Annotated in this window: 13 protein-coding genes; 8 read left to right on the top strand and 5 right to left on the bottom strand. The window is 71.5% G+C overall.

Annotated features, from left to right (window positions below):
* Positions 1–20 precede the first annotated feature (20 nt).
* The 3 genes from LPA41_RS16070 to LPA41_RS16080 are packed head-to-tail and all read left to right on the top strand — an operon-like array spanning position 21 to position 2,376.
* The gene (locus tag LPA41_RS16070; protein WP_229071182.1) at positions 21–599 is read left to right on the top strand and encodes an RNA polymerase sigma factor; all 579 of its coding nucleotides are present in this window, start codon (positions 21–23) and stop codon (positions 597–599) included.
* Positions 592–1,329, top strand: a complete 738-nt coding sequence (locus LPA41_RS16075) for a hypothetical protein (RefSeq protein WP_229071183.1) — start codon at positions 592–594, stop codon at positions 1,327–1,329. The genes LPA41_RS16070 and LPA41_RS16075 overlap by 8 nt, the downstream gene beginning before the upstream one ends.
* Before the next feature lie 30 nt (positions 1,330–1,359).
* A complete protein-coding gene (locus LPA41_RS16080) occupies positions 1,360–2,376 on the top strand; it encodes a glycoside hydrolase family 6 protein (RefSeq protein WP_229071184.1) in 1,017 nt (338 codons plus the stop codon).
* On the opposite strand, the gene LPA41_RS16085 is transcribed toward LPA41_RS16080, so the two are convergent.
* Positions 2,377–4,326: a galactose oxidase early set domain-containing protein gene (locus LPA41_RS16085; protein WP_229071185.1), complete on the bottom strand. Its 1,950-nt coding sequence runs from the start codon at positions 4,324–4,326 to the stop codon at positions 2,377–2,379.
* Positions 4,323–6,026 (bottom strand): glycosyltransferase family 2 protein, encoded by a 1,704-nt coding sequence (locus tag LPA41_RS16090; protein WP_229071186.1) that lies wholly within the window; start codon positions 6,024–6,026, stop codon positions 4,323–4,325. The genes LPA41_RS16085 and LPA41_RS16090 overlap by 4 nt, the downstream gene beginning before the upstream one ends.
* 210 nt (positions 6,027–6,236) lie before the next feature.
* On the opposite strand from LPA41_RS16090, the gene LPA41_RS16095 reads away from it, so the two are divergent.
* From LPA41_RS16095 to LPA41_RS16105, 3 genes are all read left to right on the top strand, one after another.
* Positions 6,237–7,835, top strand: a complete 1,599-nt coding sequence (locus LPA41_RS16095; protein ID WP_229071187.1) for a DASS family sodium-coupled anion symporter — start codon at positions 6,237–6,239, stop codon at positions 7,833–7,835.
* Between the two features lie 85 nt (positions 7,836–7,920).
* On the top strand, positions 7,921–8,184 hold the full coding sequence (locus LPA41_RS16100) for a hypothetical protein (protein WP_229071188.1): 264 nt from the start codon (positions 7,921–7,923) through the stop codon (positions 8,182–8,184).
* 1,021 nt (positions 8,185–9,205) lie between these two features.
* Positions 9,206–11,215 (top strand): acyl-CoA dehydrogenase, encoded by a 2,010-nt coding sequence (locus LPA41_RS16105; RefSeq protein ID WP_229071189.1) that lies wholly within the window; start codon positions 9,206–9,208, stop codon positions 11,213–11,215.
* Here LPA41_RS16105 and LPA41_RS16110 read toward each other — a convergent pair.
* Together LPA41_RS16110 and LPA41_RS16115 are read right to left on the bottom strand one after the other, a co-directional pair.
* A complete protein-coding gene (locus LPA41_RS16110; protein ID WP_229071190.1) occupies positions 11,194–11,997 on the bottom strand; it encodes a hypothetical protein in 804 nt (267 codons plus the stop codon). The two genes, LPA41_RS16105 and LPA41_RS16110, sit on opposite strands and share 22 nt — an antisense overlap.
* A gap of 128 nt (positions 11,998–12,125) precedes the next feature.
* Entirely contained in the window at positions 12,126–12,341 is a 216-nt protein-coding gene (locus LPA41_RS16115; protein ID WP_229071191.1) for a hypothetical protein, read from the bottom strand.
* 64 nt (positions 12,342–12,405) lie between these two features.
* Here LPA41_RS16115 and LPA41_RS16120 point away from each other — a divergent pair, with 64 nt between their 5' ends.
* Positions 12,406–13,059 (top strand): TetR/AcrR family transcriptional regulator C-terminal domain-containing protein, encoded by a 654-nt coding sequence (locus LPA41_RS16120; RefSeq protein ID WP_229071192.1) that lies wholly within the window; start codon positions 12,406–12,408, stop codon positions 13,057–13,059.
* A gap of 93 nt (positions 13,060–13,152) precedes the next feature.
* Positions 13,153–15,717: a M14 family zinc carboxypeptidase gene (locus LPA41_RS16125; protein WP_229071193.1), complete on the top strand. Its 2,565-nt coding sequence runs from the start codon at positions 13,153–13,155 to the stop codon at positions 15,715–15,717.
* A gap of 6 nt (positions 15,718–15,723) precedes the next feature.
* Here the strand turns inward: LPA41_RS16125 and LPA41_RS16130 are convergent, their stop codons facing one another.
* Positions 15,724–15,957 (bottom strand): hypothetical protein, encoded by a 234-nt coding sequence (locus LPA41_RS16130; protein WP_229071194.1) that lies wholly within the window; start codon positions 15,955–15,957, stop codon positions 15,724–15,726.
* Positions 15,958–15,988: the final 31 nt, after the last annotated feature.

A 15,988-nucleotide genomic window follows, 5' to 3' on the forward strand; every position in this document is an offset into this window, starting at 1 on the left:
TTCCCGGCGGGCGGTGTCTGATGGGTGTGGTGAAGGGGGCGGCCATCGATTTCGACGAGGCGGACGCTGTGGCGAGGGCCCGCGGCGGCGATCTGGACGCGTACGAGCTCCTGGTCGCCCACTTCACCGCGCCCGCGCACCGGGCGGCGGCGCTGCTCGGTGCGGGCGCCGACGCCGACGACGTGGTGCAGGAGGCGTTCGTGAAGGCGTACCGGCGACTCGCGCAGTACCGGGGGGACAGCTTCCGGGCCTGGCTGCTGGCGATCGTGGCGAACGAGGCCCGCAACCTGATCCGGTCCCGGCGGCGGCGGACCGGTCTGCTGGCGCGGGCGGCGGTGCGGGCGGACCCGCTGCCGCTGGAACCGGACCCGGCGGACACGGCGGCGGCGTCCGAGCGGCGGAGGTTCCTGGTGGCGCAGTTGCGCGCGCTGGACAGCCGGGACCGGGAGGTGCTGGTCTGCCGGTACCTGCTGGAGCTGTCCGAGGCGGAGACGGCGACGACGCTGGGGTTGCCGCGCGGGACGGTGAAGTCGCGGACCGCGCGGGCGCTGACCCGGCTGCGGGACCGGATGCCGATGCGGGAGGCGCCCGGTGCGTGACGACGACGAGCTGATCCGGGAGCTGCGCGAGATGGGGCGGGCGTTGCGCGTACCGCCCGCCGCCGATCAGCGGGAAGCGGTCCGGGCGCGCCTGGCCCGGCCGGTGCGGCCACCGCGCCGCGTGCGCGCCCTGGTCCTGGCCGCGGTGGCCGCGCTGATCGCCACGGTCACTTTTGTCGCGCCGGCCCGCGCGGTGGTGGTCGAGGTGGTCGGCGACCTGCTGCGGATCGCCGGCATCACGGTACGGGCGGAGCCGTACCCCGGTGTCGTACCCACCTCGCCGAGCCCGCTGCCGGGGGCCCGTGCCACAACCCTGGCGGAGGCGCGGCGGGTGGCGGGGTTCCCGCTGGCGGTCCCGGAGGAGCTGGGGGAGCCGGCGGAGGTGGTCCTGGCGGATCCCGCACCGGACGGGTCGCCGCGCGTGGTCACCATGCTCTACCGGGGTGGCGAGGTGCGGTTCGACCAGTTCGACGGGGAGCTGGACGGCGGCTTCCTGAAGGCCGCACCGGACGCCGAGTGGGTGAACCTGGGCTCGGCGGTGCCGTTGGCGGTCTGGCTGCCGCAGCCGCACCCGCTGACCTATATCGGTCGTGACGGGGTGCGGCGCAGCGAGACGACACGGCTTGCCGGACCGTCTTTGATCTGGTCCTCGGCTCGCGGGGCGACCTACCGGCTGGAGGGACTTCGGACACTCGAAGAGGCGATGCGGGTGGCGCGCTCGGTGCAGTGATCATTTACGGGGAAGGTACCGTTTGTCCGGATGAGAACTCTGCCTGCTCTCTGTGGTCTCGCCGCTCTGGTCGTCCTCGGCGGGTGCACGTCCGCCGACCCGGTGCCGGAACCGACCGGCATCGCCGGGTCCGGCACGGTCGCCGGGTCCGCCGCGGCCGCCGGCGAGTTCTACGTGGAGCCCGACGCGCCGGCGGTGGGGCAGGTCGCCACCTGGACCGCCGCCGGGCGCACGGCCGACGCCGCGGCGATGCGCCGGATCGCTGAGTCACCGGTCGCGGTCTGGTTCGCCGACAACGACCCGGGCTATGCGGAGCGGGCCCGTGCCCTGGTCACCGCTGCCGGGGCGGCCGGGCGCACCGCGGTCCTGGTGCCCTACTACGTGCCGCAACGCGACTGCGGCCGCTACTCCGGTGGGGGCGCGCCGGACGCCGCCGCCTACCGCACCTGGATCGGCGGGCTCGCCGCGGCGGTCCGTGACTCGCGGGCCATCGTGGTGCTGGAGCCGGACGCGGTCACGCACGTCCTCGACGGGTGTGTCTCCGGTCCCGCCGCCGAGGAACGGTTCGCCCTGCTCAATGAGGCGATCGCCGCGTTCAAGGCGGGCGGCGGTGTGCGGGTCTATCTGGACGGTGGCAACCCGAGCTGGGTGCGTGACGTCGACCGGGTCGCCGACGCGCTGGTCAAGGCCGGGGTGCGGCAGGCCGACGGGTTCAGCCTGAACGTGGCGAACTTCGAGACGACCGAGGCGAACATCGGCTACGGCACGCAGATCTCGGAACGGCTCGGCGGCGCCCGGTTCGTGATCGACACCAGCCGCAACGGCAACGGGCCGGCGGCGGTGGACGCCCGGGACGCCGAGGGCCACTGGTGCAACCCGCCGGGTCGTGCCCTCGGGCCCGCGCCGACCACCCGGACCGGGCAGCCGCTCGTCGACGCGTACCTCTGGGTGAAACGGCCGGGGGAGTCCGACGGCGCGTGCCGTGCGGGAGCTCCCCCGGCCGGTCAGTGGTGGCCGGAGTACGCCCTCGAGCTGGCCACCAATTAGCTATCTGATCCGGACCCAGCGGGCCGGTGACGGCGTGCCCTTGTTGTCGATCAGGAACAGCATGTACCAGCCCGCCGGCACCAGGCCGCGCTTCGCCGGCACCGACACCGTCAGCCCACCGGGTGCCCGCTTCACGCCCAGCGCGATCGACCGCTGGTCCACGTCGGTGCCGTGGGTGACGGCGCTCGGCCGGACCAGCCGGGCGGCGCGGATCCGGGCCGCGTCAGGTGTCGCGAACGACGCCCGGTCGCCGCGCTTGATCAGGCTGGGGCCGGTCGGCGCGACCGGCCGGTCACCGTTGAACAGGTACGGCGGGCTGTAGATCTCGATCCGCTGCTCGAACGTGCCGGGGTTCTTGCCGGACTTGTCGTAGATCGGGTCGCTGCCCATCGTGACGACCCGCCCGTCCGGCAGCAGCAGCGCCTCGGAGTGGTAGTTGCGGCCCACCACCGGCGCCGCCGCCTTGCGGAACGCGTCCGCCCGCGGGTCGTAGATCTGTGCGGTGAGCAGGTCGCTGCGCTGCCGCCCCCGGTACGGCCCGCCGCGGTATCCGGACGAGCCGCCGCTGGTGAACACGGTGTCGTCCGGCAGCACCACGGTGTTCAGGTAGCGGGTCGGGTGCGGCAGGTCCGGTCCGTCCCGGTAGACCGGCCGCGGGTCGTCCAGGTCGGCGATCGCGGTCCGGGCCGTGGAGACCGGTGAGTCGCCGACCGCCCCGCCGCCGAGGATCATCACCCGCTGGTCCTGTGCCGGCGGCAGCAGCACGGACGCGCTGGTCTCGGTCATCGTGGCGTCGCGCAGGCCGTGCACCGGCTGGAACTTGTTCTTCCGGACGTCCCAGAGGCCGGGGGTGCGTCCCTCGGTCGCCGAGCCGTACCCGCCGTTGGACCCGGAGAAGAACAGCCGCTCGTCACCGGCGAGGAAGAGTGCCGGGTAGGTGGGGAAGGCCCGGCGCAGCCCCGGCGTGGGCACCCACTTCTTCTCCTTGACCTGGTAGCGCTCGTTGGTGCCGGGCAGGATCCGGCCGAACTCGTCCAGGCCGGAGACGGCCAGCACGTCGCCGCCGGCCAGCGTGGCGAGGGTCGGGTACCAGCGGTGCTCGGTCAGGTCACCGGTACGGACGTAACGCTCGGTGTCCGGATCGAACTCGTAGGTCGTCTTGTCCCCGCCGTACTCCTGCTTCTCGCGGGTGATCTTCTCGGCGATGCCGTAGAGGTTGCGGGTGTCGTCGCCGCTCAAGCCCTGAATCGTGTACTGCGCGGGCTGCGTGACCACGGGGGCGTCACCGGGCTCGGCCGCGTCCACCCAGACCTCGGCCTCGCCGGCGTGCACCATGGTCTGGGCGCCGTGCGACATCTTGGTCGCCGCCGGCACGCGGACGTCGGCCCGGGTCACGTAGACCCGGCCGTTCGCGGCCCGCAGGCGGGTGCCCTCGGGGAAGGTCCGCGCCCCGGAGTCCGGTGACTCGTTCTTGATCTTCATGACGCCGGCGGCGTGCTTGATGTCGGCCGCGAGCACCTCGTACGACTTGGTGCCGCCGGCGACCAGCAGCTTGCCGTCGGGCAGGAAGGTGTGCCCGGCGCAGAACACGTCGGTCGGCGTCGGCACGTCGGTGAAGCGGTCGGTGCGCGGGTCCCAGACGATGGTCCGGAACGTGCCGGCCTCGAACTTCTCCCGGTTGTTGCCGGAGCCCGCGATGATCAGCACCTTGCCGGTCTTCAGCAGCGCCGCGTGGATCGCGTTGACCTTGAAACCGGCCGGGACCGGCAGCATCGACCAGTGGCCGAAGGTCTGTTTGTAGGAGGGCCGGTTGATGGCGAACTCGTGATAGCGGTCGGTGGCGAACACCACCATCGGGCGGTTCACCACGACCACGGCCGCCATGGCCAGGATCGTGATCAGGGCGGTCAGCAACCGCCGGGCGGGTGTGGGCCGGGTTCGGGGGGTCATGCGTATGTCTCCACGGGTTCCTTCGCAGCGACCGGCTGCGATTCCTCTTGCACCGGCGGGCGTCGCCGGGCACGGCTCTGTGCCGCCCAGATCGCCGCCGGGGTCAGGCAGAGCGCCAGGTTGAGCGAGGGCCAGAGCCACATGAAGCCGTGCGCGTGGCCGGTGAACACGGCGACGAGCAGCAGCGCGGCGTAGAAGGCGGCCCAGCGCAGATGGGTACGGAAGGTGAGCAGGCGGTCCGGGCTGGCCGAGTCGCCCTTGGGGGTCACCACGAAACCGGCCCGGCGGCGCAGCACCGCCTGCAGGAACGAGGAGACGTAGATCGGCGCGCACAGCGTGGAGAGCAGCATGCCGGTGAGTCCGGACGAGCCGGCCTCCTCGTGCGGGCTGACGTTGTGCCGCCGGTTCCAGACGTAGAGACCCACCTGGAACAGCGCGGCGTCCACATAGAGCATCAGCCACACCTCCTGCGGCACCTGCACCCCGCGCACGCCGAGGACGATGTGCAGGGTCGCGGTGGCCGCGCCGAGCAGCCAGGACACGGCGGTGAGCGGGTAGTACGCCATCAGCAGCGCGTAGTGCAGCGACCGCCGCACCCCGAGCCGCCGGATCATCGAGGCGAACTGGGCCACGCACACCTCGTCGGTGCCGCGCGACCAGCGGTGCTGCTGGCTGAAGTAGTCGGTCCAGGACGACGGTCCCTCGCCGACGGCCAGCACGTCCGGGGTGTAGACGGACTTCCAGCGGCTCCCGGTGGCCGGGTTGCGGGTGCTGTGCGCGACCAGACTGGTCGCCATGTCCTCGGTGATCGAGTCCTGCAGGCCGCCGATCGAGCGCAGGGCGGAGATGCGTACCGCGTTGTTCGTGCCGACCAGCATCGGGATGCCCAGCCGGTTGCCGGCGCGCTGGAGCAGTGAGTGGAACAGGTACTGCTGCGACTCGGCCCAGCGGGTGATCACGTTGTCGTAGTTGCCGTAGATCTGCGGGCCGATCACGAACGCCACGTCCGGGTCGCGGAAGTAGCCGAGCAGCCGTTCGCAGAAGTTCGGCAGCGGGACGTGGTCCGGGTCGACCGAGACGAACACGTCGTACCGGCTGCCGTGCTGGTCGATCCACGAGTTGTAGTTGCCGTGCTTGGTCTTCGCCTTGAAACCGCCGGCCTCGGTGTTCCAGCGGGCCACGCCCTTGCGGCTGAAGTGCCGCGCGCCGACCTCGCGGCACATCGCCTTGACGGCCGGGTCGTTGCCCTCGTCCAGCAGCCAGACGTCGTACCGTCCCGGGTGCCGGATCGCCCGCGCCGCCCGCAGCGTGCGCTCCACCATCTCCATCGGCTCCTTGCCCGGCACGATGGTGGTCAGGAACGCGACGCGCAGGTCCGCGTCCGGCGGCACCGGCACCGGGTCCCGCGCCCGCAGCGTGGCCAGGCACAGCGTCACCACGTTGACCAGCCGGAACAACTCGATCAGCGCGGTCGCGGCGATCATCACGGCGGTGATCGCTCGTTGCCGCTCGGGCAGGTCCATCGAGGCGATCAGCCAGCCGAAGAACGTCGACTCGAAGGCGAAGGCGAAGCCGGCGATCAGCACCGAACGGATCGGCCGCCGCCGGGAGAGTGGCCGCAACCGGACCCGGTAGTCCGCCCCCGGCACCGGATCGGCGTCGCCGGCGAGGCGGCTGAAGCCGTCGTAGTCGTACGTCATCGGTCTCCCTGCATCGACGAGCGTCTGTGAAGGGTTCAGGCCCCTCCGGGTTAACGCGTCATATGCGGCGCAGGGTATTTAGCACGTTTACCGGTCACAGTGGAACAATATCCAGAAACAGTAAACTCTGGACATAGCGTGCACCTGTTCGTGGTCTTGGGCCTACTATCGAGCCATGTAAATCAGTGATCCGCATCACCGGGAGGCGACATGTCCACCACTGAAGGTGCGCGTACCGACGTCGACCAACGCCTGCTCGGCGGCGGGACCTACCGCAGCCTCGGCGAGCAGCGGCTCTCACCGGCCGAGGAACGGTTCGAGAAAGGGCGCCGGACGATCGGCCTCTTCCTCGCTCCGGCCGTACTCCTGATCTTCCTGGCCCTGCCGCTCGGCATTCGCCCCAGCCAGCAGGTACTGGCCGCCGTGCTGCTCGCGGTGATCGTGCTCTGGATCACCGAGGCGGTGCCGATCCCGATCGGCGGCCTGATCGGTGTCGCCCTCATCGTGATGTTCGGGGTGGCGCCCGCGTCGGACGTGCTCGCGCCGTTCGGCTCATCGACGGTGTTCACCTTCATCGGCGCGTTCATCCTCGCCCAGGCGATGCTCAAACACGGCCTGGCCCGCCGCTTCGCCTTCCGGGTGCTGTCCCTGCCCGGCGTCGGCCGCTCCACCCCGCGCGTGATCATCGCCTTCGGGGCGATCACCTGCCTGCTCTCGGCGTTCGTCTCGAACACCGCGACAGTCGCGATGCTGCTGCCCACCGCCCTCGGCATCCTGTCGGTGATCGCCAAGATGATGCAGGACCGCGGCCTGGCAGCCGCCAACTTCGACCCGACGCGGCTGCGGGTGGGTGCCGCGCTGATGCTGATGCTGGCGTACGGGGCCAGCGTCGGCGGCCTGCTCACCCCGGTCGGGTCGCCGCCCAACCTGATCGGACGCGGACTCATCGAGGAGGCGACCGGGGAGAAGATCTCGTTCGCCGAGTGGATGGCCGTGGCCGCCCCGATCTGCCTCGGCATGTTCGTCATCCTGGCGATCGTCCTGCTGCTGCTCAACAAACCCGAGATCCGCAAGATCGAAGGCGTCGAGGAGTACGTCGCCGCGGAGCGCGCCAAACTCGGCAAGTTCTCCCGGGCTGAGCGCAACACCCTGATCGCCTTCGTCGTCACGGTGACCCTCTGGATCACACCCGGCGTCGTCGCGGTCTTCTGGGGCACCGACTCCACCGTCTACGACACCGTCAGCGGCCGCCTCAACGAGGGCATCGTCGCGGTCCTCGGCGCCTCCCTGCTCTTCCTGCTGCCCACCGTCTGGCGCGACCGCGAGTTCACGCTGAACTGGAGCGACGCCGCCCGCATCGACTGGGGCACGATCCTGCTCTTCGGCACCGGCATCATCTTCGGCTCCCTGCTGGCCGACACCGGCCTCGCCGAGACCATCGGCACCACCAGCGCCGACGCCCTCGGCCTGTCCGGCACGGTCGCCATCACCGCCTTCGCCGTCCTGCTCGCCATCGTGGTCTCGGAGACCACCAGCAACACGGCGTCCGCGGCCGTCGTCGTACCGATCATCATCCCGATCGCGGTGGCCGCCGGGATCAACCCGCTGGTCCCCGCCCTGGCCGCGACGTTCGCCGCGTCCTTCGGCTTCATGCTGCCGGTCTCCACCCCGCAGAACGCGATCGTCTACGGCTCCGGCGTCGTACCGATCACCACGATGATCCGGTCCGGCGTCTCCTTCGACGTCCTCGGCGGCCTCCTCATCCTGCTCCTGCTGCCGCTCATGGTGGCCGCCGTCGGTCTCGGCTGATTCCGTCGAACCATCACGCGCTGTGATCCGTTCTCTCTGTCATGCGGGGTGCGGAACCCCGCGGTGACCGATGAAGGCGGTGGCAATGCTGATCCTGTCCCTGCTCATCCTCGTCCTGGCCGGCGCCTGTGTGCTCGCGGTGCGCGGGGTCCGCGCGGATGCCAAGGCCGAGGGGGATCCGCTGAACATCCCGGAGGCGCTGTTCGCCCCACAGAGCCTCGAAGGTGTGCTCTGCGTACAACTTCTCGACGGCGAGATCACCCGGCAGCAGTACGTCCGGTCGATGGCGGGCCTGGCCGCCCGCGACGACGAGCGGCATCCGCTCACCGTCCCCGGCTACGACGACTGACCGGTGCGGGTCAGGCCAGGCGTCTTGGCCTGGCCTCACTCCCGGTCGTCGGCGCGGCGGCGGTGGCGGTTGTCGTCGCGGTGGCGGCGGTGGCGGTTGTCGTCGCGGTGGCGATCGATGTGGACGGTCGTGTGGTTCCCGGCCACCGAGGTGACGCCGTCGCCGTGGATTCTCGGCGCGGTATTTCGGTGCGGGCGGCTACGGGGTGACCAGCGGGAGATCCCTATGGGCCGCAGTGAGCTGCGCGGCGTCTGCGCGGCGTCCGCGTGGCGTCAGCGGCGTCAGTGCGGCGTCCGTGGCGTCTGCGTGGCGTCAGTAGGCGTCAGTGCGGCGTCCGTGGCGTCTGCGTGGCGTCCGAGCGGCGTCCGTGCGGCGTCCGTGGCGTCTGCGTGGCGTCCGAGCGGCGGAGTTGATCTGCTAGCGCTACGAAATCGCGGTTTTGACCCCTTGATCACAGCGATTTCGTAGCGCTAGCAGATCATCTTCTCGCTCCGGGCGGCGTTTCGGTGCCACTGGGTCGGAACCGGGGGCGCGGGGTTGGTGCGCGGGCGGTATCGGTTGGACGGGATCGGGGTGCGGCGCCCGCGGCGGGAGCGGGCGGAGGGCAAAGCCGAGCGGGCGCACGGCAAGGCCGAGCGGGCGCACGGCAAGGGGGCGAGCGCAGGGCGAAAGGGCGCAGGGCAAGGGGCCGAGCGCGGGGGCAAGAGGGCGAGCACGGAGCGTGCGGGCGCAGGCGAGGGGGCGAGCGCGAGGGCGAGCGGCGGCCGCAGGGCAAGGGGGCAAGCGCGGGGCCAGAGGGCGCAGGGCAAGTGAGCGAGCGCAGGGCGGGCGGCCGTAGGGCGAAGGGCCGAGCGGCGGCTGCAGGCAAGGGGGCAGGGTCGAGCGGCTGCACGGCAAAGGGCGCGGCGTGGGGGTGCCGGGGCAAGGGGCGGCGTGTGGGCGCGCGGCGGTAGGTGGCGTCGGGGGTGTGACATTTGCCGGTCTGGGCTTGGCGGAGGTTACTCGCGGGTAATATTCGGTCATGAGTGGTCAGCAGAACTCGGTCGACGCGGCGCGCCTTCAGGAGGTGCTCGACGGGCGATGGGCGCATGTGCGCAAGGCGGTGCGGGACGGGCTGGGGCCGGACTTCGTCACGGTGCACGGTGAGACGGGCGATGAGGCGCGGTCGCGGATCAGCGGCCTGATCCGGAAGATCCCGATCGACGTGGGCGTGGTCGACGCGTTCCCGGCCGCGTACGGCGGGTCCGGTGACCCGGGCGGTTCCGTCGTGGCCGCCGAGATGCTGGCCCAGGTGGACCTCTCGCTCATGGTCAAGGCCGGCGTGCACTGGGGCCTGTTCGGCGGGGCGGTTGTCGCGCTCGGCACCGCGAAGCACCACGACAAGTACCTGCGGGACATCATGACGGTGGATCTGCCAGGGTGCTTCGCGATGACCGAGACCGGTCACGGGTCCGACGTGCAGCAGTTGCGGACGACCTGCGAGTACGATCCGGCCACCGGCACGTTCGACCTGCACACCCCGCACGAGGCGGCCCGCAAGGATTACATCGGCAACGCCGCGAAGGACGGCCGGATGGCTGTCGTGTTCGCGCAGCTGGTCACGGGCGGGAAGCGGTACGGCGTGCACGCGTGGCTGGTGCCGATCCGTGACGAGCACGGCAACCCGATGCCCGGCGTGACCATCGGTGACGCCGGTGCCAAGGCCGGTCTGCTCGGTGTCGACAACGGGCGCATCTCGTTCGACCACGTGACGGTCCCGCGGGACATGCTGCTCGACCGGTACGGCCAGGTCGCGCCGGACGGCACGTACTCCAGCTCGATCGAGAACGACACCCGGCGCTTCTTCACCATGCTCGGCACCCTGGTCCGCGGCCGGGTCACGGTCGGCGGCTCGGCCCTGGCGGCGACCAAGAGCGCGCTCACGATCGCGGTCCGGTACGGCGACGCCCGCCGCCAGTTCACCCGGCCCGGCGACGAGCGCGAGGTGCTGCTCAACGACTACCTGGCCCATCAGCGCAAGTTGTTGCCGGCGCTGGCGGCGACGTACGCGTACACGTTCGCCCAGGAGGAACTGGTCGTCACCCTGGCCGACGTGCAGTCCGGTGCCGGGCCGGTCGACGAGCACCGGCAGCGCGAACTCGAGTCCCGGGCCGCCGGCCTCAAAGCCATGCAGACGTGGCATGCCACCCGGACCATCCAGATGTGCCGGGAGGCGTGCGGTGGCGCCGGCTATCTCGCCGAGAACCGGCTGCCCGGACTGAAGGCCGACACGGACGTGTTCACCACGTTCGAGGGCGACAACACGGTGCTCCTGCAGCTGGTCGCGAAGGGGCTGCTCACCGGGTACCGGGACGCGTTCGGTTCGCTGGACGGCTGGGGCCGGGCCACCTTCGTCGCCGAGCAGGTCCGCGAGATGGTCCTCGAGCGCACCGCCGCCCGGTCGTTGATCCAGCGCCTGGTCGGCGCGGTGCCGGGCCGGGACGAGGAGGTCGCGGTGACCGACCGCGGCTGGCACCTGAAGATGTTCGAGGACCGGGAGAAGCACCTGCTCGAAGGCGCGATCCGCCGGCTGCGGGCCGGTGCGTCGGGCAAGAAGGACCGGCCGTTCGACATCTTCAACGACGTGCAGGACCACGTGCTGCGCACGGCGACCGCGCACATCGAGCGGATCACCCTGGAGGCGTTCGTCGCGGGCATCGAGCGGGCCGCCGACCCGGCCGCGAAGGCGCTGCTCTCACGGCTGTGCGACCTGTACGCGCTGAGCGTCATCGAGGCCGACAAGGGCTGGTTCCTGGAGCACGGGCGGCTCACGCCGGCACGGTCCAAAGCGGTCACCGGGGTGGTGAACGATCTGCTCCGCGAGTTGCGGCCGCAGATGCGTACGCTCGTCGACGCCTTCGCCGTCCCGGACAGCTGGCTCAATGCCGCGATCCTGCGCGAGGAGGCGGCCCGGCAGGACGCGACGGCCGCCGAGGACGACGCCGTCCGTGCTGCGCCGGCAGCCGTCGCTCAATCGTTGAGCAGGGCGTAGACCGCGGTGGTGGCCTTCGCGCGCTTGCCGGCCGCCGGCTCGGCCAGCTTCTTCGTGTCGCCGTACCCGTCGTAGGTGAGCGTGCACGTGCCGTTCGAGACCTCGCCGGAGCGGGGCATCTTCACGGTGAGCGTGGTCAGGTGCCCGGACGCGGCGTCCACGGTCGCCTCGAAAGGCACCGCCTTCGCCAGGTCGCCCAGCGCGGTGATCTGCGCGGGGTCCAGCACCGGAACGGCACCGGCGACCTTGGTGAGGTCGGCGGTGCCGGTGTAGCGGCCCGCGCCGGCCCTGGTGACGCCGGTGGCCGCGCCGATCAGGGCGGTGGTGCCCAGCGGGTCCGTCTCGCCGCCGTACCGCAGCGGGCTGCCGGCGAAGTCCTCGACCTTCTTCGGGTCGACCGCGATCCACGTCTTCGGCAGCGCCTTCAGCGCGGCGAGGGAGGGCGGGGTGAAGGCCACCTTGACGTACGGCTTGTCGTCGCCGATCGCCAGGTACGTCAGCGTCATCGTGCCGCCGTTCTCGGTGATCCGCTCGGTGACCGTGCTGCTGATCGCCCCGTCGGGCGCGTCCAGCACGCCGGTGATCGCCGGGCAGGCGCCGCCGGACGAGTACCGGTAGGCGCCCACCGCCGCACCGGGCACGGTCGCGGCGAGTTCCCGGGCCACCGCCGCGGCCGCCTCGGCGCCCGCGGTGTTGTCGACGAAGGCGGGCTCGTCGGTGCAGCCGGTGAGTGCGATCGCGGCGAGGGCGGTGAGACCGGCCAGTCCTCGGGTGATGTTCATGAATGACTCCGGGTGGCTGGGCGGGTCCGGCGAGCAGGGTTACCGGCGAGGCCGGGCCGGGACGATTCTAAAACAGCCCGGAGCAGGCCGAACGGCCCAGCGACGCCGGTCCGATCAGCCGTCCGGCATCACTCGGACTCCAGGTGGACCTCCACGTCGTAGAGCAGGCGCGGCGGGACGCCGTTCGTCACGCCGACGAAGACGGGATCGGCCGCCGGGGTGCGGCCCCGCTGCCGGACCCGGTCGCGGGCGGCCTCGCGGGACTCGATGTGGGCCCGGCCGGCGAGGTGGAGCTTCAGCACTTTGCGGGCGGTGGTGCGGTCACTCTCCAGTTGCACTCGCATCAGGGGCACGACACACCGTTCCTTGAACGCCGTAAAGCTGACTTACCAACGTTAACCTAAGCGTATGACATCCGTCTGGCTCCGTCCCGAACCCGACCGCCCGCGCCGATCGCCGCAGCTCACCCGGGAGCGGATCGTCGCGGCCGCCGTCACGCTGCTGGACGCCGCGGCAGCCGGCGAAGGGGCGGCGGGGGCCGAGGGCCTCACCATGCGGCGCCTCGCGGCGGAGCTCGGCGTGACGTCGACAGCGCTCTACTGGCATGTCACGACCAAGGAGGACGTCCTCGACCTGGCCGTGGACCGGATCTTCGGCGAGGTGCCGATCCCCGCGCCGACGGCGGACTGGCGCGCTGACGTCCGTACCCTCGTGGGAGGCTGGCGCCGCGCCATGCTCGCGCATCGCTGGGCGCCCGCGCTCGTCGGGCGCCCGATGCTGGGGCCGAACGTCCTGGCCCGCACCGAGTTCCTGCAGGCCGCACTGACCCGTGGCGGGCTGGCCGGGCAGGAGCTGACGGTGACCACCCGGCTGATCGCGAACTACGTGATCGGCGCCGCACTGACCGAGGCGACCTGGCGGGCCGCCGGCAGCCGGGAGCGGGCCGAGGCGCGCCGGCATGTCACCGCGGAGCATCCGACGCTCAGCGGGTCGGGTCATCTGGCGGAGCCGTGGACCGATGACGAGATTTTCGAACGCGGACTCGACATGATCATGAAGTAGATGACCCGAACGGTATGGCGAAAAGTCCATATAGATCATTGCGCGTACGTCGCGGGTCCGGGGAGGGTCGGGGGATCCCAACGGAGGTGCTTTGTGGACTTGTCACGAACGCTGGCCGGATTCGGCACCGCACTGCTGACGGCGGCCCTGCTCGCCGATCCGGCCGGGGCCGCGCCGGGAGCCGGTGCCGCGCCCGGAGGCCAGGCCGCGCCGACGTCTCCCTCGAGCAGGGACTTCGGCAACGGCCCGGAACGCAACGAGATCGCCGCCGGGGAATCCGGGGCGACGGCGAGCGCGCTGTCGAGGACGCTCACCGATGACACCGGCCAGGCCGCGAAATGGCTGCCGAAGAAGCGCGGCTACCCCCGGCAGACGCAGCTCGCGGTCTACCCCGAGAACCCGGACGACCGGTCGATCAAGCTGGGCCTCATTCCGTACCACGCGATCGCGCCGCGCCTGAACGCCCTGCAGAAGACCTCCGACCGGGTCTCCGCCGAGGTGATCGGGAAGTCGGCCGGTGGCCGCGACCTCTATCTGGTCACGCTCACCGCGCCCGAGTCGGCGGCCCAGGCGGCCCGGCAGGAGCACTGGCGGAACCTGATCGAGGACAACCCGTGGGCGGCGAAGCGGGACCGGTCGCTGAAGGCCGGCTACAAGACGCCGGTCTGGATCAACGCGAACATCCACGGCAACGAGTGGGAGGGCACCGACGGCGCGCTGCGCGTCATCGAGCGCCTCGCCACCGCCACCGACCGGGCGACCGTCGACTTCCTCAAGCGCAGCCGGGTCTACGTGACCGTGACGAACAACCCGGACGGCCGGATCGCCGGCACCCGGGCCAACGGCGCCGGCTTCGACATCAACCGGGACTTCGCGACCAACTCGCAGCCGGAGTCGCGGGCGGTGCGTGACGTGGTGATCGGGACGCAGCCGTTCCTGATGCTCGACGAGCACGGCTACACCGGGACCACGCTCATCGAGCCGGGGACGCCGCCGCACGGGCAGAACTACGAGTACGACCTCTACATCAAGCACGCCCTGCCGAACGCGCTCGGCATGGAGGCGGCGATCCAGAAGCTCGGGCACGCCGAGACCACCCGCGCCGACATCCCGTTCCGCGACTACGCGCCCGGCGACTGGGACGACTGGCCGCCGATCTTCACCCCGATGTACGCGATCTACCAGGGCGCGGTCGGTCACACCGTGGAGATCCCGCTGCGGGTGAACAACGCCGACTACAACAACCTGCCGGTCGAGGAACTGCGCCGCCGCGCCGGGATCAACACGGACGTCGCCGAGGCGACCATCGAGGCCGCGCTGACCTACGCCGACACCAACAAGTCGGACCTGCTCGCCGACCAGATCGAGCAGTTCCGGCGCGGCTGGGCCGGTGAGCCGTCGCCGACCATCCCGGACGGCTTCGTGGACGGTTTCGGCCCGGAGGACCGCTACTCCACCACGTTCCCGCGCGCCTACCTGATCCCGGCCGGCACGCCCGCCGCGACGCGCCTGGTGAACCACCTGATCGACAACGACGTGCGGGTCAAGAAGGCGCTGCACGACTTCGCCGTCAACGGCCGCCGGTACGCCGCCGGGACCTACGTCGTCGACATGCACCAGCCGAAGCGCGGCCTGGCGAACGTGCTCCTCGAGGCCGGCCGGGACATCTCCGACCTGGTGCCGCAGATGTACGACATCTCCGGCTGGAGCAACGGCCTGCTCTGGGGGGCCACCGTCGACGCCAGCCGCACGGCGTACCCGAAGGTGTTCACCGCACCGGTCCGGGAGGCGTCGCTCACCGGCGCGGTCGACGCGCGCAAGGGCAGTGCGCTCGCGCTGACGCTGCGGGACGGCAACGACGTGCGGGCGGTCAACGAACTGTTCGCCAAGGGCATCAAGCTGCGCAGCGCGGACGCGGACACGATCCTGGTCCCGGCCGAGGCGCGGCCCGAGGCCACCGCACTTGCCAAGAGCCTGGGCGTACGGTTCACCGCGGCACCGAAACACGTCAAGGGCACGGTCGTCGACCAGCCCGTGCTGGCCGCCGCGGTCTCCGCCGACGAGCTGTTCGCCCTCAAGGAGATGGGTTTCGCGGTGCGGCCGGTGTCGACCGCCGTGCTGAACGCCGGCGCCGGCCTCGCCGACGTGGACACTCTGATCGTCTCGTCCGGCCTGTCCTACGGCGGCCTCACCGCGACCGCCAAGGCCGAGGTCGACGCGTTCCTGGCCCGGGGCGGTGGCGTGGTCACCCGCGGTGCCACCGGTGCGGCCTTCAACGCGGCCGCCCGGGTCCTGCCGGCCACCGCGGTCGCCGGCCGGGGTGACGCGAACGGCGTGGTGAACGTCGTGAACACCGGCCCGGTCGTCGGCGCCGGCTCGCTGCCGCACTCGTTCGTCTACTCGCCGATCTGGTTCACCGGCACCGGGTTCACGGTCGAGCAGCGGTACGGGGCCGACCCGCTGGTGGCGGGCCACTGGCAGCCGAACGCCGCAGGCACCAACGGTCCGGCGCAGGCGGCCGGGCAGGCTTCGGTGATCTCCGGAACCACCGCCGGAGCCGGCCGCGCGGTCCTGTTCGGCACGGAACCGCTGTTCCGGGCGCACCCGAAGGGGCTGTACGCGCAGTACGCGCGGGCCCTGCTCTGGACGGCCGGATAAGCGACCCTACGGCGGCGGGTATCCCTCCCGGGGTGCCCGCCGTCGTCGCGCCCGGGCGCCCCGGCCGGCGCCGAGTGTGGCCACGAACAGCACCACGTCGAACAGGGCGGCCGCGAGCCGCCGGACCCGGGTGCCGGGCGTGGGTGCCGGGAGGACGGTGTCCGCTATCGGCGGGGCCCACCCGTAGGGCAGATGCTGGTCGCCTGTCATGCTGCGCCCTTCGCCGTCGTGGGTGCTCACCTTCTTGCACAGTGGCAGGCGCGGCAATCCG

This window comes from Actinoplanes sp. DH11, from assembly GCF_020873875.1.
Taxonomy (GTDB): domain Bacteria; phylum Actinomycetota; class Actinomycetes; order Mycobacteriales; family Micromonosporaceae; genus Actinoplanes.

Coding starts and splice junctions, on each gene's coding strand:
- LPA41_RS16105 (WP_229071189.1), top strand. CDS start 9,206: ATGAGTGGTCAGCAGAACTCGGTCGACGCGGCGCGCCTTCAGGAGGTG.
- LPA41_RS16110 (WP_229071190.1), bottom strand. CDS start 11,997: ATGAACATCACCCGAGGACTGGCCGGTCTCACCGCCCTCGCCGCGATC.
- LPA41_RS16070 (WP_229071182.1), top strand. CDS start 21: ATGGGTGTGGTGAAGGGGGCGGCCATCGATTTCGACGAGGCGGACGCT.
- LPA41_RS16115 (WP_229071191.1), bottom strand. CDS start 12,341: ATGCGAGTGCAACTGGAGAGTGACCGCACCACCGCCCGCAAAGTGCTG.
- LPA41_RS16090 (WP_229071186.1), bottom strand. CDS start 6,026: ATGACGTACGACTACGACGGCTTCAGCCGCCTCGCCGGCGACGCCGAT.
- LPA41_RS16095 (WP_229071187.1), top strand. CDS start 6,237: ATGTCCACCACTGAAGGTGCGCGTACCGACGTCGACCAACGCCTGCTC.
- LPA41_RS16100 (WP_229071188.1), top strand. CDS start 7,921: ATGCTGATCCTGTCCCTGCTCATCCTCGTCCTGGCCGGCGCCTGTGTG.
- LPA41_RS16120 (WP_229071192.1), top strand. CDS start 12,406: ATGACATCCGTCTGGCTCCGTCCCGAACCCGACCGCCCGCGCCGATCG.
- LPA41_RS16085 (WP_229071185.1), bottom strand. CDS start 4,326: ATGACCCCCCGAACCCGGCCCACACCCGCCCGGCGGTTGCTGACCGCC.
- LPA41_RS16080 (WP_229071184.1), top strand. CDS start 1,360: ATGAGAACTCTGCCTGCTCTCTGTGGTCTCGCCGCTCTGGTCGTCCTC.